We start from the raw sequence: 14216 nt of genomic DNA, 5'->3' as shown, positions 1-14216 counted from the left end.
GATACCCCGCAGCGCGGCTGTGCTGCGGGGTATCGCGACAAGGTCCGGGCGGCCGCGGACAGCAGCCCGGGCGGATCGAACGGCGGCGATCAGTTCGGCAACAGCACCCGGTCGATCACATGGATCACGCCATTGGACTGCTGCACGTCGGCGATGGTGACGGTGGCGGTGCCGCCCTTCTCGTCGGTCAGGGTGATCTTGCCGCCCTCCTGCTTCGCCATCAGCATGTCGCCGCTGACCGTGGTGATCGGATGATTGCCGCCGTCATTGGCGATCATCGTGGCGATGGCATCCGACAGCGCCTTGGTGGACACGACGTGGTAGGTCAGAACCTTCACCAGCATGTCCTTGTTCTCGGGCTTCAGCAGGGTCTCCACCGTGCCGTCGGGCAGCATGGCGAAAGCCTCGTCGGTCGGCGCGAAGACCGTGAACGGCCCCTCGCCGGACAGGGTGTCGACCAGGCCGGCGGCCTTCACCGCAGCGACCAGGGTCTCGTGATCCTTCGAGTTGACGGCGTTCTCGACGATGTTCTTCGACGGGTACATCGCCGCCCCGCCGACCATCGGATTCTCGGCGGCGATGGCCGGGGCGGTCGCGAAGGCGGTCACGGCGATGGCTGCGGCGGCAGCGGTACGCAGACAGGTCTTGAACATGGGACTCTCCCTCGTGTCTCGCTTCGTCCTTGCGAAGCTGAGGGGGATACGCCCCGATCCCTGCGACGGATGCCGTCTTCACATTAAGTTTTTTCGGGCGAACGGACCTTGCCGGCAGCGGAGATCGGTCCAGCGCGGGTCCTGATCTCAGCCTCGCCGCGGCAGCAGCAGCCAGGTGTCGAGGTCCAGGACCACGCCGTCCGGATAGCGGCCTCCGTCATCCTTGTCGGGAAAGCCGTCGCAGGGCAGGTCGCGGGTCGCCACGGTGCGCACCCGCAGGGCACCGGCATCGCGCCGGCCGGGCAGTTCCGCCCGGTCGAGCACCTGCGACCAGGCATAGACGGTGTGCCCGGCGAGAGTCGGGTTCACATGCCGGCCGCCGTTCAGCGCCGCCACCACGCAGGCATTGCCCAGGCCGTTGAAGCTCAGCGCCCGGGCCAGGCTGATCACATGGCCGCCATAGATCAGCCGCCGCCCCAGCCGCTCCTGTCCCTGGCGGTGCTGGTCGAAATGCACCCGGGCGGTGTTCTGGTAGAGCCGGGTGGCGAGCTGGTGCTCCGCCTCCTCGATCGTCATGCCGTCGACATGGTCGATCTTCTCGCCCGGGGCGTAATCGTCCCAGAAATGGCCGCTGCCCGCCCGCACCGGATCGTAGCCGGAGAAGTCCAGCCCCTCCGGCACCGCCAGTCGGTCAGGCGTCACCGCCTCCGGCAGGTCCGGGATCACCGTCTCCGGCGCGGGCGAGTCCGGGTCGCGCTTCCGCACCATCACCCAGCGGACATAGTCGATCACCGCCGCGCCGTGCTGGTTGCGCCCGGTGGTGCGGACATAGACCGTGCCGGTCGTGCCGTTGGAGTTCTGCCGCAGGCCGATCACTTCGCTGTCGGCCGTCAGGCTGTCGCCGGGATAGACGGGCGCAAGCCAGCGCCCGTCGGCATAGCCCAGGTTCGCCACGGCGTTCAGGGAAATGTCGGGCACCGACTTGCCGAACACCACGTGGAAGGCCAGCCAGTCGTCCACCGGGCTGCGCTTCAGGCCGCAGGCGCCCGCGAAGCTGTCGGCCGACTGCAGGGCGAAGCGCGGGCCGTACAGCGCCATGTAGATGGCGGTATCGCCGGTGGTGACCGTCCGCGGCGTCGCATGGGCGATGCGCTCGCCGACGGCGAAGTCCTCCAGGAAGCGACCGCGCCCGGTCTTTCCGACGGCGCCGTTCCCGGACACCGGATCAGCCACGGCCGAGACGCTCGATGGCGGCATGCAGGGCGGCCATCCGCTCTGCATTCTCGACATGCAGGTTCTCGATCAGCTCGCCATCGACGACGACCACGCCCTTGCCCTCGCGCACCGCCTGCTGGTAGGCGGCGATCACCTTGTGGGCATGGGCGACCTGCGTCTCCGTCGGCGCGAAGACATCGTTGCAGGGATCGATCTGCTTCGGGTGGATCAGGGTCTTGCCGTCGAAGCCCATCGCGCGGCCCTGCTGGCAGGCGGCCACGAAGCCGTTCATGTCCTCCAGGTCCAGATGCACCCCGTCCAGCACGGAAAGGCCGAAGGCGCGGGCCGCCATCAGGCATTTCGACAGGCCGTAGAGCAGCGGCATGCGGTCCGCGGTGTGCTGGGCGTGCAGGTCCTTGGTCAGGTCGGAGGTGCCCAGGACCAGGCATTGCAGGCGGCCGGAATAGCCTGCGATGTCATCGGCGTGCAGGATCCCAAGCGGCGTCTCCATCATCGCCCAGAGCGCGATCTCGCCGCTGGAATCGTGATGGCGCACGATGCGGTCCGCGTCGCGCAGCTGCTTCACGCTCTCCACCTTCGGCAGCAGGATCGCGTTCGGCCGCGCATCCGCGGCATGCTCCAGGTCGCGACGCCACCATTCGGTGTCCATGCCGTTGATCCGGATCACCAGCTCGCGGTCGCCATAGCCGCCGGCGGAAACCGCCGCGCAGACCTGTTCGCGGGCGCTCTCCTTCGCATCGGGCGCGACCGCATCCTCCAGGTCGAAAATCACGCCGTCGGCGGCCAGGCTCTTCGCCTTCTCGATCGCACGGGCATTGGAGCCCGGCATGTAGAGGACGGATCGGCGGGGGCGAACGTTTGTCATGGCCCGAAATCTCCAGCACTGACCGATGAAACCCCAGTATCACCGCTGGGGCGCGGCGGCGGCGGAGAGTACAAATGAAGCGGCGGCCGTGGCAACCTTCCACGCTCGCATTCGGAGCGGAGCGGACAGGTCCCGATGCGCGACGGCGTCAACATCCTTTCGATCCAGAGCCAGGTCGTCTACGGCCATGTCGGCAATGCCGCCGCCGGGCCGGCGCTGCAGCGCCTGGGCTGCGAGGTCTGGGCCCTGCCCACGGCGATCCTGTCCCATCATCCCGGGCATGGGCCGCCGGCGGGCCGGCCGCTGCCGCCGGCGGAGATCGCCGCCCTGGCGGCGTCGCTCGCCGATCGCGGCCTGCTGCGCGCCTGCAGCGCGCTGCTCACCGGCTGGCTGGGCACGACGGAGACCGCCGAACAGGTGCTGGCGCTGCGGGCAAGGCTGCGGGCGGACAATCCTGCCGCCGTCTGGCTCTGCGATCCGGTGATCGGCGACCGGCCGAAGGGGGTCTATGTGGACCAGGCGCTGGTCGCCGCCTTCCGCGACCGGCTGCTGCCGCAGGCCGACTTCGCCACGCCGAACTGCTTCGAGCTGGAACTTCTGGCCGACAGCTCCATTCAGACCCTGAACGATGCCCTGAAGGCGGCCCGCGTCGTGATCTCCCGCGGGACCGGCTGCGTGGTCTGCACCTCGCTGCTCAGACGGGACGGACGCCCCGGGGTCATCGAATCCCTGGCCGTGTCATCCGACGGTGCCTGGCTGGCACAGACACCCAGCCTGAACGATGTGCCGAACGGTGCCGGCGACCTGTTCGCCTCTGTCTTCCTGGCGCGCTACCTGCGCATGCGCTCGGTGAAGAAGGCCCTGGCCTATGCGGTGGCGGTGACTTACGGGGTGTTGCGCGCCAGCGCCAGCGGGACCGGGCCGCTGCCGAAGGAGCTGAAGCTTGTCGCCGCCCAATCCGAAATCGTCCGGCCCAGCCACGACCCCTGGATCCAGCGGGTCGGCTGAGCATGGCACGGCCAGGACCGGCCGCGGCGGCCGCGCCGGTGCCTACGAATATCGCTGCTGGCCGTCGGCGGGGCGGGCAGCCGGCCTGCGCCTGCGCCTGGCCCGCGGCTGGAAGCGGCGAACGGAGGCGCCACGCAGCGATATCTACCTGCTGCCCCCGCCGGGGAGCGGGCCCATCGTCAGCCTGGCCAAGCTGCGCGACGGCGAGGTGCTGGAAATCAAGCTGTGGCGGGGCAGTGTCGGCCGCCTGCAATACTGGCAGCCCGGCATGCGGGCGGAGTTCCCCCTGCCGGCACGGGCGCGCGATGCCCTGGACCGCGCCCTGGGAACTGCCCTGGGACTTACCACGCGCAGTGCGCGCGGCCGCTCGTCCCCGACAGGCGAGAGCGCAGCGGCGCTTTGCGCCGCGCTTGAAGGAGGTCCGGCGCGGCTGGTAACGGTGACGAAGCAGCGGCAGATGTTCAGCCGTGCCGGATCCCGGGTCGAGATTTCCCGGATCGCGGTTCCCGGCCGCCGCTGCTGGAGTGTCGCGGTGGACGATCCGGATGCGCGGCGGGCCACGGCGGTGCTGGCCCGGCTGCGGCTGGACCGGCTGGCGAACCTGAACTACGGCCAGGCCTTGTCCGCGCTGAGGCCCCCCGCAGCGGCAAGCGAGGATATGCCATGATCCGACCGTCCCGGCGCACCGCCCAGCGCCCAGCTGCCCAGCGTCCCCTGGCCGGCCTGCTGCTGGCCTTCGGCCTGGCCGGGCCCGCCATGGCGGGCGAAGTCGAGATCGTCGGCGTCACGGCATCGCCCGAGAGCGGATCGGCATGGCGCTTCGACGTGACCCTGCGCCACGACGACACGGGCTGGGAGCATTACGCCGACAAATGGGAGGTACGGCTTCCGGACGGCACCGTGCTGGGCCGGCGGGTCCTTCTGCATCCCCATGTCGACGAACAGCCCTTCACCCGTTCGCTGGCCGGGGTGGAGATCCCGGCCGATATCGACCGGGTCATCGTGCATGCCCATGACAAGGTGCACGGCTGGTCGCCGCAGGCCGTCGAGCTGATGCTGGAACGTTGAACCCGCCCGTCAGGGACGCCCGTCAGGCCGCCTTCTTCAGGTGGCGGGCGATCAGGCTTTCGGCGATCTGCACCGTGTTCAGCGCCGCGCCCTTGCGCAGGTTGTCGGAGACGACCCACATGGCAAGGCCGTTATCCACCGTGAAGTCCTCGCGGATGCGGGAGATGAAGGTGGCGTAGTCGCCGACGCATTCCAGCGGCGTGATATAGCCGCCGTCCTGCCGCCGGTCGACGACCATGCAGCCCGGCGCCTCGCGCAGGATGTCCCGTGCCTCTTCCGCCGTGACCGGCTCCTCGAACTCCAGATGCACCGCCTCGGAATGGCCGACGAAGACCGGGACGCGGACGCAGGTGGCGACCAGCCGGATCTTCGGATCGAGGATCTTCTTGGTCTCCACCACCATCTTCCACTCTTCCTTCGTGAAGCCGTCCTCCATGAAGGTGTCGATGTGGGGGATCACGTTGAAGGCGATCTGCTTGGTGAACTTCTTCGGCTCGATCTCGTCGTGGACGAAAACCGCCTTGGTCTGGTTGAACAGCTCGTCCATCGCCTCGTTGCCGGCCCCGGAAGTCGACTGGTAGGTCGCCACCACGCAGCGCTTGATCCGGAAACGGTCGTGCAGCGGCTTCAGTGCCACCACCAGCTGGGCGGTGGAGCAGTTCGGGTTCGCGATGATGTTGCGCTTGGTATAGCCGGCCAGGGCATCGGCATTCACCTCCGGCACCACCAGGGGGACGTCCTGGTCCATCCGCCAGCAGGAGGAATTGTCGATCACCACCGCGCCCTTGGCCGCCGCGCGGGGGGCCCAGTCCTTCGCCACGCCGCTGCCGGCGGAAAACAGCGCGATGTCGGTGCCGGTGAAGTCGAAATCCTCCAGCGCCTTCACCTTCAAGGTCCTGTCGCCGAACGACACCTCCCTGCCCACCGAGCGGCGGGACGCAAGGGGGACCACCTCGCTGACCGGGAATTCCCGTTCGGCGAGGATGTTCAGCATCTCGTGGCCGACGACACCCGTCGCGCCGACCACGGCGACCTTGTAGGACATCTCTCGCTCTCTCTCCGTCTGGGGACGCGGGGCATGGCTCTCTTCGGCCCTGCGTGAACCGCGCTATTTAGGCGCCCGGAAGAGGACAATCAAGCGACCCGCCCGGCCGCCTGCGGCGGGAGCCGCCCAAAGCGACACTGGGCCGCGGACCGGCGGCGCCGGCCGGGTTTCCAACGGCAGCGGCTTGCGGGTTACAGTGCGGCCAGGGCATCGCCAGCCGGACAGCGCCTGCCGGGAACTGCCAGTCCGGATTTTTTGCCAGTCCGGATCTGTCATTGGGGGGGGGAGACGATATGGCCGACATCATCCTGCACCAGTACGCGCGCTCGCCCTTCTCGGAGAAGGTGCGCATCGCGCTGGGCATCAAGGGCGCCGCCTGGAAGGCGGTGGAGATCCCCTCGATGATGCCGAAGCCGGACCTGATGCCGCTGACCGGCGGCTATCGGAAGACGCCGGTCATGCAGGTCGGCGCCGATGTCTATTGCGACACTGCCTGCATCATCGACGCGCTGGACGCCCTGGTCGAAGGCCCCTCGCTCTACCCCCACGGCAGCCGCGGCATCGCCAAGGGCCTGTCCTTCTGGTGCGACCGGCCGCTGTTCTGGACCGCGGTGCCGCTGGTCTTCGCGGAGATGGGCGACAAGCTGCCTGCGGCGTTCGTCGAGGACCGCAAGAAGTTCTCCGGCCGCGATCTCGACCCGGCCAAGCTGAAGGCGGCGCAGCCGGTGATGCTGGACCAGTTCCGCGGCCACATGGCCTTCCTGGAAAGCATGCTGGAGGCCGGGCCATATCTGCTGGGCGCCGCCCCATCCGCCGCCGACTGCGCCGCCTACAATTCCGTCTGGTTCGTGCGCAACGGGCTGGGCGCCGACAGCCATGCCTTTGCCGGCTTTCCGAAAATCGCCGCCTGGGCGGAGCGGATGGCCGCCTTCGGCCATGGCAGCCGCACCGACATCGAGGGCAAGGATGCCCTGGCGATCGCGCGGGACGCCCAGCCGGCGCCGATGAACGGCCTGGTGGAGGCCGGCGACCCGCAAGGCCGCACGACGGGCATGGCGGTGGTGGTGGCGGCCGACGATTCCGGCCGCGATCCGGTTTCCGGCACCCTGCTGCGCCTGGACGCCGAAGGTGTGGCGATCCGCCGGGAGGATCCCCAGATCGGTACAATCCACCAGCATTTCCCGCGGACCGGCTTCACCGTCACCGCGGCCTGACCAGACCTGCAACCCGGCGGCAGGCGGACCGAGCGGTCCGCCATCCAGCCGCCCGAACCTGACCAGCGAAGGAGCCGCGGCTTCATGGACCTGACGAAACTGTCGATGGGCAGAAACCCGCCCTGGGACTTCAATGCCCTGATCGAGGTGCCGGTCGGCGGCGTGCCGGTGAAGTACGAGTTCGACAAGTCCAGCGGCTTCATGGTGGTCGACCGCTTCCTGCACACCTCGATGCACTATCCCGGCAATTACGGCTTCATCCCGCACACCATGGCCGCCGACGGCGACCCGATGGACGTACTGATCTACGGCCCGGTGCCGGTGGTGCCCGGCGCGGTCGTGCGCTGCCGGCCGATCGGCGCCCTGATCATGGAGGACGAGGCCGGCGGCGACGAGAAGATCCTCGCCGTGCCGGTCGAGGCGCTGGACCCGTTCTACAGCGCCATCCACAGCGTGGGGGACGTGCCGGAGATGGCGCGTCGGCAGATCGAGCATTTCTTCAGCCACTACAAGGACCTGGAGTCGGGGAAGTATGTGCGCTCCAGCGGCTGGGTCGGCGCCGACGGCGCGGTCGCCCTGATCGAGTCCTCGATCCGGCGCGCCGCCGGCGAGACGGCTGCCGCGTCGAAGCTGGCCGCCAGGACGAAGACGAAGGCCGCCGGTGCCAGGGCGTCGAAGGCCGGCAAGACCGCAGGCGGCAGAACCGCCGCCCCGAAGGCGGCTGCCGCCAAGGCCGCCATGTCCAAGAAGGCGGCTCCGCCAAAGGCGAGAGGGACGAAGACGACGGGGACGAAGACAGCTGCGGCGATGGCCACGAAGCCGCGGGCGAAAGGCGCAGGAAAGAGCCCCAAGAAGACCGGATAGGCGATCATGGCGAAGGACCTGTACGGCCTGCTGGACCTGAAGAAGGACGCCTCGGACGCCGACATCCGCAAGGCCTACCGGCGGCTGGCGAAGCAGTACCATCCCGACCTCAACCCGGACGACAAGGCCGCCGAGGAGCGTTTCAAGGAGATCTCCGGCGCATTCTCGATCCTGGGTGACGCGGACAAGCGCGCCGCCTACGACCGCGGCGAGATCGACGAGCGCGGCGAGCCCCGCTATGCCGGCGCCGGTCCCGGGGCGGGCATGGGGGCCGGGCCGGGCGGCGGGCCCTATTGGCGCGACTTCGCCGAGGGGCCGGACGGCCGCAAGTATACCTATACCTGGACCGAGGGCGGTCCGGAGGGCTTCGCCGCCGGCGGCTTCGACGACATCCTCAACCAGTTCTTCGGCAGCGGGCGCGCCGGCCAGCATGGCGGCGGGGCCGGCGGTGGACCCCGCGGCGCCGCCGGCGCCGGGGGCTTCGCCTTCCCGGGCGCCGACGCCCGCTATGCCCTGGCCGTCGATTTCCTGGATGCGGTCAACGGCGCCACGAAGCAGATCCAGCTGCCTGACGGCAGCGCCCTGAACGTGAAGATCCCGGCCGGGCTGCGGGACGGCCAGACATTGCGGCTGAAGGGCAAGGGCCAGCCCGGCCATGGCGGCGCCCCCGCCGGCGACGCGCTGGTGGAGGTCAGCGTGCGGCCGCATTCGCGGTTCCGGCGCAAGGGTGCCGATATCGAGACCGACCTGGCGGTGAGCCTGCCGGAGGCGGTGCTGGGCGCCAAGGTCCCGGTGCCGACCGTGACCGGCGAGGTGCAGCTGACGGTGCCGAGGGGCGCCAGCTCCGGCACCGTTCTGCGCCTGAAGGGCAAGGGCGTGCCGGCAGGGTCCGGCCGTCCCGCCGGCGATCAGCTGGTGCGCCTGCAGGTGGTGCTGCCGAAGGAGGTCGACCCGGAACTCGAGGCGTTCATGACCGAATGGGCGGAAAAGCACCCCTACGACCCCCGCTCCGGCAAGGGAGGGTCCTGAGATGCTGACGGCGGAAGACCTGACCCGCGACATCGAGCGGCTGACCGTCCGTCATGTCGAGCTGTTCGTCAGCCGGCGCTGGCTGATCCCCAGCCAGACGGAGCCGCACCTTCTGTTCGCGGAGATCGACCGGGCGCGCGCGCAGCTGCTGCGCGACCTGCACCTGGACATGGGACTGGACGAGGAGGCGCTGCCCACCGTGCTGCGCCTGATGGACCGCATGTACCGCATGCGCGAGGACATGCGCCGGCTCTGCGCCGCGATCGCCAGCCAGCCGGAGGAGGTGCAGCAGGCGATCATGGCGCGGATGCAGGAGGAGCCGGAGGACGGCTGAGCCGGGCATGGCGCACTACTCCCGGCACCCGGCAGGCGGCGCCCGGGTGCCTATCCTGGCTGCGCTGCTGTTGGCAGGGTGCCTCGCCATGGCGCCCGCCCCGGCCATCGCGGCGGAGCAGGCGGCGGTGGACCGCGCGGCGCTGCTGCGCGCCTTTTCCGATGCGGCCTTTTCCTACCTGCCGGATGCGCAGGAGGCACGCCTGCTGAAATGGGAAGGCGAGGTCCGCATCGCCGGGCTCGGTACCCCGTCGCGGACGATGACCCTGACGGTCGAGGAACTGAGCCGCGCGATCAAGCGGGTGACCGGCCTGGCCATGGGCTATACCGGCCAGGAGGTCAATTTCCTGATCGCCTTCAGCAACCGCCCCGAGGCGGACCTCACCGGCAGGTGGGCGGACTATGCCGCCCCCTTCTTCGAGGACGAGGCACGCTTCCGTCAGGCGGCGGCATCGCTCGAAGCGGCCGACGCGCCGCCCTGCCTGGCCAAGCTGGTGATCGAGGAACGGGCGATCCGCGCCGCGCTGATCGTCGTCCGCACCGGCGACGACGAGGCGCTGGCGAACCAGTGCCTGGCGCACGAGATCCTGGGCGCCTTGGGGATCATCCGCACGTCGCGCCTGCCCGACGACAGCCTGCTGCGCCAGCCGACCGCCGCCTTCGCCGCCGGCAGCCCGGCGTCGCTGTCGGACAGCGACCGCGCCCTGCTCTGGCTGATCTACCACAGGGACATGCCGCATGCCGTGACCAAGACCGACGGCATGGGCATCGCGGAACTGCTGCTGGAGAAGGTGCCGGGGCTGGAGTGAGGGGCGGGCAACCGGCACCAGGTTCGGCATCGATTGCGGAATGGGTGCCCGGCTCGAGGCCGGGCACGACGCCATGTGGCAAGCAAAAGAGGTCATGGTCGGCCTTGAGCCGACCATCCATTCCGCTTGCCGCGCCGCGCCCCGGTTTAAGCCGGGAAAGCGCCGCGTGGCGGCCGCCTCAGCCGTCGAGCTTGTCCATCTCCATCAGCAGGCTGTCGCCCATCACGTCGGTGGAGACCTTCGCCTTCCCGGCCTGCATGATGTCGGCGGTGCGCATGCCGGTGGCCAGCACCTTCTGCACTGCGGCCTCCATCAGGTCCGCCTCTTCCCCCAGGTCGAAGGAATAGCGCAGCGCCATCGCGAAGGAGAGGATGGTGGCCAGCGGATTGGCGACCCGCTTGCCGGCGATGTCGGGGGCGGAGCCGTGCACCGGCTCGAACAGCGCCTTGCGGCGGCCGGTGGCATCGGCGGCGCCGAGGGAGGCCGAGGGCAGCATGCCCAGCGAGCCGGTCAGCATCGCCGCCTCGTCCGACAGGATGTCGCCGAACAGGTTGTCGGTGACGATCACGTCGAACTGCTTCGGGTTGCGTACCAGCTGCATCGCCGCGTTGTCGGCGTACATGTGGCTCAGCTCGACATCGGCGAAGTCGGCATCGTGCAGCTTCTGCACCACCCGGCGCCACAGCACGCCGGATTCCATCACGTTCGCCTTCTCGCAGGAGGTCACCCGGTTCTGCCGCTTGCGCGCCAGCTCGAAGGCGACGGCGGCCACCCGCTCGATCTCGGAGGTGGTGTAGACCTGGGTGTTGATGCCGCGCTCCTGCCCGTCGGGCAGGGTCTCCACGCCGCGCGGCTCGCCGAAATAGACGCCGCCGGTCAGCTCGCGCACGATCATGATGTCCAGGCCGGAGACGATCTCCGGCTTCAGGGTCGACGCCTCCACCAGCGCGTCGAAGCAGAGCGCCGGGCGCAGGTTGGCGAACAGGTCCATTTCCTTACGCAGGCGCAGCAGGCCGCGCTCCGGCTTCTGCTCGAACGGCAGTTCGTCCCACTTCGGGCCGCCGACCGCACCCAGCAGCACGGCATCGACCTCCTGCGCGGCCGCCATCGTGTCGTCATGCAGCGGCGTGCCGTGCTTGTCGATCGCCGCGCCGCCGACCAGATCCTCCGTCACCTCGAACCGCACGCCGCGGCGCCGTTCCATCCAGTCGATCACGCGGCCGACCTGGGCCATGACTTCCGGGCCGATGCCGTCGCCGGGGAGGATCAGAAGGGAGCGGTTCGCGGACATGCAGGTTTCCTGACGGTTGTCATTGTCGATCGTTCGTGGGCCGGAAGGACAGGGCCGGGAAGGCTCAGGCCGCGGGATCCTGGTAGAGCCAGGGGGTCTGGCTGCGGCGGCGCGCCTCGTAGGCGTCGATCTCCGAGGCCTTCTCCAGGGTCAGGCCGATATCGTCCAGGCCGTTCAGCAGGCAGTGGCGGCGGAACGGCTCCACGTCGAAGGGGATCGTCTCGCCGTTCGGGCGGGTGATGACCTGCTTCTCCAGGTCGACGGAGATCACGGCATTGCCGCCCATCTGCGCATCTTCCATGAGGGCGTCGCGCTGCGCCTTGGGCAGGACGATCGGCAGGATGCCGTTCTTGAAGCAGTTGTTGAAGAAGATGTCGGCGAAGGAGGTGGAGATCACGACCTTGATGCCGAAATCCATCAGCGCCCAGGGGGCATGCTCGCGGCTGGAACCGCAGCCGAAATTGTCGCCGGCGACCAGGATCTTCGCCTTGTTGTAGGGCTCCTGGTCCAGGATGAAGTCGGTCTTGGTACCGTCCTGCGCCCAGCGGAAGTCGTAGAACAGGCCCTTCGCCAGGCCGGTCCGCTCCACCGTCTTCAGGAACTGCTTCGGGATGATCTGGTCGGTGTCGACATTCATCATCGGCAGCGGCGCGGCAATGCCGTCGACCTTGGTGAACTTCTCCATCTCGTGCCTCCTTCGGCCCTAGAGGTCGCGGACGTCGGCCAGGCGGCCGGTGACCGCGGCCGCCGCGGCCATGGCCGGGCTCATCAGGTGAGTGCGCCCGCCACGGCCCTGCCGGCCCTCGAAATTGCGGTTCGAGGTCGAAGCGCAGCGCTGCCCCGGCTCCAGCCGGTCCGGGTTCATCGCCAGGCACATCGAGCAGCCGGGCTCGCGCCATTCGAAGCCGGCCTCGGTGAAGATCCGGTCCAGACCCTCCTCCTCGGCCTGGTGCTTCACCAGGCCGGAGCCCGGGACCACCATGGCGCCGACATGGGCAGCGACCTTGCGGCCCTTCGCCACCTCGGCGGCGGCGCGCAGGTCCTCGATCCGGCCGTTGGTGCAGGAGCCGATGAAGACCCTGTCGACCTGGAAGTCGGTCAGCGGTGCATTCGCCACCAGGCCCATATAGGCAATCGCGCGCTCCAGCGAGGCGCGCCGGTCGGGATCGGATTCCTTTGCCGGATCCGGCACCCGGCCGGTGATCGGCGCCACGTCCTGCGGGCTGGTGCCCCAGGTCAGGTGCGGCGCGATATCGGCAGCGGCCAGCGCGATCTCCTTGTCGAAGCTGGCACCCTCGTCGGTCGGCAGCGACTTCCAGTACTCGACCGCGCGCTCCCAGTTGCCGGCCTTCGGCGCCTGCGGCCGGCCCTTCAGGTAGTCGAAGGTCTTCTCGTCGGGGGCGATCAGCCCGGCGCGGGCGCCGGCCTCGATGGTCATGTTGCAGACCGTCATGCGGCCTTCCATCGACAGGTCGCGGATCGCGTCGCCGGCATATTCGATGACATAGCCGGTGCCGCCCGCGGTGCCGATCCGGCCGATGATCGCCAGCACGATGTCCTTGCCGCTGACCCCGGTGCCCAGGCTGCCGTCGACCCGGATCCGCATGTTTTTCGAACGGCGGGTCTGCAGGGTCTGGGTGGCCAGCACATGCTCCACCTCCGACGTACCGATGCCGAAGGCCAGCGCGCCGAAGGCGCCATGGGTCGAGGTATGGCTGTCGCCGCAGACGATCGTCGTGCCCGGCTGGGTCAGCCCCTGCTCCGGCCCGATGATGTGCACGATGCCCTGCCGGGGATCGTTCATCGGGATGTAGGGGATGCCGAACTCCGTCGCATTGCGCTCCAGCAGTTCCAGCTGGGTCCGCGCCTCGGGGTCGGTCACCGTCTCCGGGCTGCGGCCGGGATCGGTCGGCACGTTGTGGTCCGGCACGGCGATCGTCGCCTCCGGGCGGCGCACCTTGCGGCCGGACGCGCGGAGGCCGGCAAAGGCCACCGGGCTGGTGACCTCGTGGGTCAGGTGCCGGTCGATATAGAGGATCGCCACCCCGTTGTCGTCGACATGGACGAGATGACTGTCCCAGATCTTGTCGTACAGGGTGCGTGGTGCGGCCATGTGATCCTCTTCTCTCTCCCGCGATCGTCCAGGGCTCGGCAGGCGGGGGGCGACGCCCCTGCCGGTGAGCCGCTGGTCCGGGCGCCTGCGCCCGGCCCAGTCGCGCTTATGCTGGCGCGCTTATCCTGTCGCGCCTGTCCTGTCGTGCCGGCCGCGCATCTCAACGCGGCCGGGGCGGCGCGATCCCGGACTGCGTGCCGGCTGGCCCGGCCTTACTCGCCGGCCTTCTCGGCGGCGGCGTTCTTCTGCCCGGCCTTGCTGCGGCTGGCGGCGGTGACCCGTTTCTCCTTGATGCGGGCCGCCTTGCCGGTCCGGCCGCGCAGATAATACAGCTTCGCGCGGCGGACATCGCCGCGGCGCACGACCTCGATCGACTCGATGCGCGGGCTGTACAGCGGGAAGATGCGCTCCACGCCTTCGCCGTAGGAGATCTTCCGCACGGTGAAGTTGGAGTTCACGCCCTTGTTGGCGCGGGCGATGCACACGCCCTCGAAGGCCTGCACGCGCTCGCGATTGCCCTCGACCACGCGGACATTGACCCGCAGGGTGTCGCCCGGGGCGAAGTCCGGCACCGACCGCTGCTCCGTCAGCCGGGAGGTCTCCTCGGCCTCGATCTGCTGCACGATGTTCATGTCACTCACCTCTATCGGGGGAGCGGTGACGCTCCCGTTTGCATGTCATTCCACCT

General features: G+C 69.3%; 16 protein-coding genes. 8 read left to right on the top strand and 8 right to left on the bottom strand.

Going from position 1 to position 14216, the window contains the following annotated elements:
- Positions 1–89: 89 nt before the first annotated feature.
- The 3 genes from ACFOGJ_RS13480 to ACFOGJ_RS13470 form a co-directional block, all read right to left on the bottom strand.
- A complete protein-coding gene (locus ACFOGJ_RS13480) occupies positions 90–653 on the bottom strand; it encodes a fasciclin domain-containing protein (RefSeq protein WP_379901193.1) in 564 nt (187 codons plus the stop codon).
- Between the two features lie 147 nt (positions 654–800).
- On the bottom strand, positions 801–1874 hold the full coding sequence (locus ACFOGJ_RS13475; protein WP_379901191.1) for a MaoC family dehydratase: 1074 nt from the start codon (positions 1872–1874) through the stop codon (positions 801–803).
- Between the two features lie 4 nt (positions 1875–1878).
- Complete coding sequence (locus tag ACFOGJ_RS13470; RefSeq protein WP_379901189.1) at positions 1879–2754, bottom strand: HpcH/HpaI aldolase/citrate lyase family protein; 876 nt, start codon at positions 2752–2754, stop codon at positions 1879–1881.
- 135 nt (positions 2755–2889) lie between these two features.
- Here ACFOGJ_RS13470 and pdxY point away from each other — a divergent pair, with 135 nt between their 5' ends.
- Genes pdxY through ACFOGJ_RS13455 form a run of 3 tightly spaced genes read left to right on the top strand, consistent with a single transcriptional unit; the run spans position 2890 to position 4830 of the window.
- On the top strand, positions 2890–3762 hold the full coding sequence (gene pdxY, locus ACFOGJ_RS13465; protein ID WP_379901187.1) for a pyridoxal kinase: 873 nt from the start codon (positions 2890–2892) through the stop codon (positions 3760–3762).
- Positions 3698–4429 carry a hypothetical protein gene (locus ACFOGJ_RS13460; protein WP_379901185.1) on the top strand — a complete coding sequence of 244 codons (732 nt, stop codon included), beginning with the start codon at positions 3698–3700 and terminating at the stop codon, positions 4427–4429. Before pdxY ends, ACFOGJ_RS13460 begins: the two co-directional genes overlap by 65 nt.
- Positions 4426–4830, top strand: a complete 405-nt coding sequence (locus tag ACFOGJ_RS13455) for a hypothetical protein (protein ID WP_379901183.1) — start codon at positions 4426–4428, stop codon at positions 4828–4830. The genes ACFOGJ_RS13460 and ACFOGJ_RS13455 overlap by 4 nt, the downstream gene beginning before the upstream one ends.
- A 22-nt stretch (positions 4831–4852) precedes the next feature.
- On the opposite strand, the gene ACFOGJ_RS13450 is transcribed toward ACFOGJ_RS13455, so the two are convergent.
- A complete protein-coding gene (locus tag ACFOGJ_RS13450; protein WP_379901181.1) occupies positions 4853–5875 on the bottom strand; it encodes an aspartate-semialdehyde dehydrogenase in 1023 nt (340 codons plus the stop codon).
- 293 nt (positions 5876–6168) lie between these two features.
- On the opposite strand from ACFOGJ_RS13450, the gene ACFOGJ_RS13445 reads away from it, so the two are divergent.
- From ACFOGJ_RS13445 to ACFOGJ_RS13425, 5 genes are all read left to right on the top strand, one after another.
- Positions 6169–7089 carry a glutathione S-transferase family protein gene (locus tag ACFOGJ_RS13445; protein WP_379901179.1) on the top strand — a complete coding sequence of 307 codons (921 nt, stop codon included), beginning with the start codon at positions 6169–6171 and terminating at the stop codon, positions 7087–7089.
- Between the two features lie 84 nt (positions 7090–7173).
- Positions 7174–7953: an inorganic diphosphatase gene (gene ppa, locus ACFOGJ_RS13440; RefSeq protein WP_379901177.1), complete on the top strand. Its 780-nt coding sequence runs from the start codon at positions 7174–7176 to the stop codon at positions 7951–7953.
- A gap of 6 nt (positions 7954–7959) precedes the next feature.
- Positions 7960–8982: a DnaJ C-terminal domain-containing protein gene (locus tag ACFOGJ_RS13435; protein ID WP_379901175.1), complete on the top strand. Its 1023-nt coding sequence runs from the start codon at positions 7960–7962 to the stop codon at positions 8980–8982.
- Position 8983: 1 nt separating this feature from the next.
- Complete coding sequence (locus ACFOGJ_RS13430) at positions 8984–9316, top strand: hypothetical protein (protein WP_379901173.1); 333 nt, start codon at positions 8984–8986, stop codon at positions 9314–9316.
- Positions 9317–9404: 88 nt separating this feature from the next.
- Complete coding sequence (locus ACFOGJ_RS13425; RefSeq protein ID WP_379901171.1) at positions 9405–10124, top strand: DUF2927 domain-containing protein; 720 nt, start codon at positions 9405–9407, stop codon at positions 10122–10124.
- Between the two features lie 178 nt (positions 10125–10302).
- Here the strand turns inward: ACFOGJ_RS13425 and leuB are convergent, their stop codons facing one another.
- The 4 genes from leuB to rplS form a co-directional block, all read right to left on the bottom strand.
- Positions 10303–11415, bottom strand: coding sequence for a 3-isopropylmalate dehydrogenase (gene leuB / locus ACFOGJ_RS13420; RefSeq protein WP_379901169.1), 1113 nt, complete (start codon positions 11413–11415; stop codon positions 10303–10305).
- Between the two features lie 64 nt (positions 11416–11479).
- Complete coding sequence (gene leuD, locus ACFOGJ_RS13415) at positions 11480–12100, bottom strand: 3-isopropylmalate dehydratase small subunit (protein ID WP_379901167.1); 621 nt, start codon at positions 12098–12100, stop codon at positions 11480–11482.
- A gap of 18 nt (positions 12101–12118) precedes the next feature.
- Entirely contained in the window at positions 12119–13528 is a 1410-nt protein-coding gene (gene leuC / locus ACFOGJ_RS13410) for a 3-isopropylmalate dehydratase large subunit (protein ID WP_379901165.1), read from the bottom strand.
- Positions 13529–13740: 212 nt separating this feature from the next.
- Complete coding sequence (rplS, locus tag ACFOGJ_RS13405) at positions 13741–14160, bottom strand: 50S ribosomal protein L19 (protein WP_379901163.1); 420 nt, start codon at positions 14158–14160, stop codon at positions 13741–13743.
- Positions 14161–14216: the final 56 nt, after the last annotated feature.

It is taken from the genome of Marinibaculum pumilum (assembly GCF_042646425.1).
In the GTDB taxonomy this organism is placed as follows: domain Bacteria; phylum Pseudomonadota; class Alphaproteobacteria; order Ferrovibrionales; family Ferrovibrionaceae; genus Marinibaculum; species Marinibaculum pumilum.
The sequence above is the reverse complement of the archived record's forward strand: the minus strand, read 5'-3'. Positions and strand labels throughout refer to the sequence as shown.

Bases quoted from the DNA above. Each gene is read 5' to 3' on its own strand.
- leuC (WP_379901165.1), bottom strand. From the start codon at position 13,528: ATGGCCGCACCACGCACCCTGTACGACAAGATCTGGGACAGTCATCTC.
- rplS (WP_379901163.1), bottom strand. From the start codon at position 14,160: ATGAACATCGTGCAGCAGATCGAGGCCGAGGAGACCTCCCGGCTGACG.
- leuB (WP_379901169.1), bottom strand. From the start codon at position 11,415: ATGTCCGCGAACCGCTCCCTTCTGATCCTCCCCGGCGACGGCATCGGC.
- ACFOGJ_RS13455 (WP_379901183.1), top strand. From the start codon at position 4,426: ATGATCCGACCGTCCCGGCGCACCGCCCAGCGCCCAGCTGCCCAGCGT.
- ACFOGJ_RS13470 (WP_379901189.1), bottom strand. From the start codon at position 2,754: ATGACAAACGTTCGCCCCCGCCGATCCGTCCTCTACATGCCGGGCTCC.
- ACFOGJ_RS13450 (WP_379901181.1), bottom strand. From the start codon at position 5,875: ATGTCCTACAAGGTCGCCGTGGTCGGCGCGACGGGTGTCGTCGGCCAC.
- ACFOGJ_RS13445 (WP_379901179.1), top strand. From the start codon at position 6,169: ATGGCCGACATCATCCTGCACCAGTACGCGCGCTCGCCCTTCTCGGAG.
- leuD (WP_379901167.1), bottom strand. From the start codon at position 12,100: ATGGAGAAGTTCACCAAGGTCGACGGCATTGCCGCGCCGCTGCCGATG.
- ACFOGJ_RS13425 (WP_379901171.1), top strand. From the start codon at position 9,405: ATGGCGCCCGCCCCGGCCATCGCGGCGGAGCAGGCGGCGGTGGACCGC.
- ACFOGJ_RS13430 (WP_379901173.1), top strand. From the start codon at position 8,984: ATGCTGACGGCGGAAGACCTGACCCGCGACATCGAGCGGCTGACCGTC.
- pdxY (WP_379901187.1), top strand. From the start codon at position 2,890: ATGCGCGACGGCGTCAACATCCTTTCGATCCAGAGCCAGGTCGTCTAC.
- ACFOGJ_RS13435 (WP_379901175.1), top strand. From the start codon at position 7,960: ATGGCGAAGGACCTGTACGGCCTGCTGGACCTGAAGAAGGACGCCTCG.
- ppa (WP_379901177.1), top strand. From the start codon at position 7,174: ATGGACCTGACGAAACTGTCGATGGGCAGAAACCCGCCCTGGGACTTC.
- ACFOGJ_RS13480 (WP_379901193.1), bottom strand. From the start codon at position 653: ATGTTCAAGACCTGTCTGCGTACCGCTGCCGCCGCAGCCATCGCCGTG.